This window comes from Chitinispirillales bacterium (genome assembly GCA_031254455.1).
Lineage (GTDB): Bacteria > Fibrobacterota > Chitinivibrionia > Chitinivibrionales > Chitinivibrionaceae > WRFX01.
Genome location: JAIRUI010000050.1, coordinates 1 through 2,780, shown reverse-complemented (window position 1 = coordinate 2,780; position 2,780 = coordinate 1). Strand labels below are relative to the sequence as shown.

Sequence of the window (2,780 nt, the reverse complement as noted above, 5' to 3'; positions counted from 1 at the left end):
AAGAGAAAATCCGTTAAAATTATCTTGATTTTATAGATGTGTACACTCTGTGAATGCAATATAGTATTTTATATAAAAACATGGTATTTTTTTATCCTTAACTAGGATTGAACCAAATTATATTACCAAATCTTAGGTAAGAATGTAATAACGTTTAATTTTAATTCTTTTTTCATAAATTAATTTCCTTTTCAAAATATTATTTATTGTATAATAGATTTCTTTTGAAACCCTGTCAAAATTTAACTAAACACACTACATTCTCGCTATACGCCTTTGCCGAACGCATTCGTCAAGTTCCGAGAAACTCATCCGCATAATCGTTTATTGATTTTGCTAACTTTTCACAATCAACTATACCCAGTATATTCCTTCCCCGAAGCAATAAATGCAGCAAATCGTCAACTTGTTTCGTATTGTTGTTATATATTTCCAACACCCAATCGTCGCCGATGTACGTGCTTATACTTGCGTAACCGTGACAAAACGCACACAGAAAACGATTCAGGGCGACTATATCGTCAACGTCAATCCAAATCAGAATATCTTCTTTTGAGCCCTCGCCGAAAGCGCAATGTCCGAAACAACTTTCAATAGTTTCAAAATGTGGAATTCTGTTTATCGCTTGACACAATTCACGGATTTCAACGTCAATATCGTCATAATTTATTTGCGTGTTTTTGTTTTCCAACATAATAATCTCCTCAGTTAATTTTTAGGCTAAAAATACCATCCGCTCCAAACAAAAAAGCGGGAAGATTCCCGCTCATTAAAGAAATTAAGAAAAAGAAATTTACTTTATATTTTTTCTAACGAAACTCTTGAAAAACATTTTTTACCGTTCATATAAGGGACATACTGTGTATCCTGAGTAATCCTGTATCCCTTTTCAAGTATTCCGTTTAATATAGGACGAGCCGACACGGCAAACGGTTTTTTATAGTCGCTTGGAATATAGCAGTTATCTACTATCAGGATTTTATCGTCGTCATATTTTTTATATTTTGCAGGTATTTTTTTTAACGGAACTATTTTCAAACGCTTATACTTTGGTCTGTCTTTTATAGGAAAGTTTGTATACCAATGCCCGGATGCGTCTGCAAGTTGCTTTTTAGGATTTAGAAACCAGTCGACTCTATTATACCCCGCCCACACTTTATTGTCTTTGAAATATGAAACGTATGCGGTATTTATAGCGTTTGATATATTGGAAATAATTAAAAATTTCTTTCCGCTTTTAACGAGAATTTTCCAGTAGTCTATCGCTATTGAAAACGGCGGGTTTGTGCATACGACATCAGCCACTTCGTTTAGTATTTTTAACGAAAGCGGGTCGTCAAAACTTCCGGTAAACCCTTTAGGATAATCTTTTTGTCCGAACTCGCTGAAACCGTTTTTTGTGAATATATAGCCTTTTGAACCCTGATTGAACAAATCAACTTTTTTGCTGTAATGGGTACAGATAAGTTTTTTTAATTCCAATTCCTTAAAATTTTGCAAAAAATATAACGCAAACGCCGAAGTATTTCTATCGTCGTCGTCAACCGCATCGTCGCAGTTACAAAATACGACTTTGTCTTTCCAGATTTCTTTATCGTACATGGATATTTCTTTTTCAACATCTTCCAATCTTGTATAAAATTCGTCATAACCCGTCTGTTTTGCCTTTTGCATTATATCTTTTTGTGTTATCCCTCTTTCGTCAAGAAACGGAGTCGTTTTTTTGATTATCTTTACCGTTTGTTTATTATCTTCGGTTTTTATAAATATTTCTTTGACGAACATTTTATGAGATTTAATAAAATTGACATACCAGTCAAATAAAGCGGTATTATAAAAATATATCTCTTTACTCATTTGTTCGCGCAGATTTGAGAATGTGTCCTTTAGAGCCTTTTCCGCCAGTGTAATGTCTTTAACTTCGCAGGTAAACAGGTATTTGTAAGTATTTTCTTGAGATTTTCCGGTCATATTATTGTATTCTTTAAGCCTTCTTTCCAAATCGTTTGTTTTGCCGATTTTGCATTTTGAAGGCTCAAGCGACGCTTGAACGATATAAACGTATTGTTTTTCGTTGTCGTTTGTCAAGTTTTCTCCCTTGAATCTTTTTATTTGACGCTAAATATACTAAATTAAACGAAAAATAGGAAACAAACGATATTCCACTATCCCAAAATAGAATTTATATTTGGTATGTTATGGATTGCTTCGTCGTTACCCCGCTTTTTTTCCGCCATTGCGAACGCAGCGAAGCAATCCAGATACCGCATTACCGTCTAATTCCCAACTTTGCCGAATATTTATAAGTCTTTCCGCTTGCACATTTGGCTTCAGCGATTATCAAATAAGTACCGTTCGCTACGTTTCTGCCCGCGTTATTCGTCAAATCCCACTCAATCTCCTTGTTGTTTTTACTTTTTGATTCAAACACCACATTACCTATGTTGTCATAAACAATAAGGGTAATTTGCGACTGTTCCGGAGTCTTTACCGAAATCTTTGCAGACTGAGAAACAATACTCTTCTCAAGAAGTATTCCGTACTTCCTGTCTGATTTCTGCGGTTTGGCGATCGCTATAGGTCCCTCGCGGGGTTCGGTCGTGAAAGTAACAAACAAATCGCTTACCTTTAACACTATCTGTCCATCTTCGGGTTTGTAGTTTTGCGCTATAATATCGCTTACCTTTACGGCGACGTTATATTCACCGTTTTGAAGTAGTTCGTTCACCGCTATTGCACCGCCGTCTCTTAGCGAACGCGAAGACTGCCCGCTTTCTCTT

The 2,780-nt window shown here is 35.6% G+C and carries 3 protein-coding genes; all 3 read right to left on the bottom strand.

Annotation, left to right across the window (positions count from 1 at the left end; all coding sequences use genetic code 11):
* Positions 1–292: 292 nt before the first annotated feature.
* Positions 293–694, bottom strand: a complete 402-nt coding sequence (locus LBH98_03750) for a hypothetical protein (GenBank protein MDR0303871.1) — start codon at positions 692–694, stop codon at positions 293–295.
* Positions 695–798: 104 nt separating this feature from the next.
* Positions 799–2,088, bottom strand: coding sequence for a GIY-YIG nuclease family protein (locus LBH98_03745; GenBank protein MDR0303870.1), 1,290 nt, complete (start codon positions 2,086–2,088; stop codon positions 799–801).
* Positions 2,089–2,269: 181 nt separating this feature from the next.
* On the bottom strand, positions 2,270–2,780 hold a 511-nt coding region (locus LBH98_03740), incomplete at its 5' end, for a hypothetical protein (protein MDR0303869.1).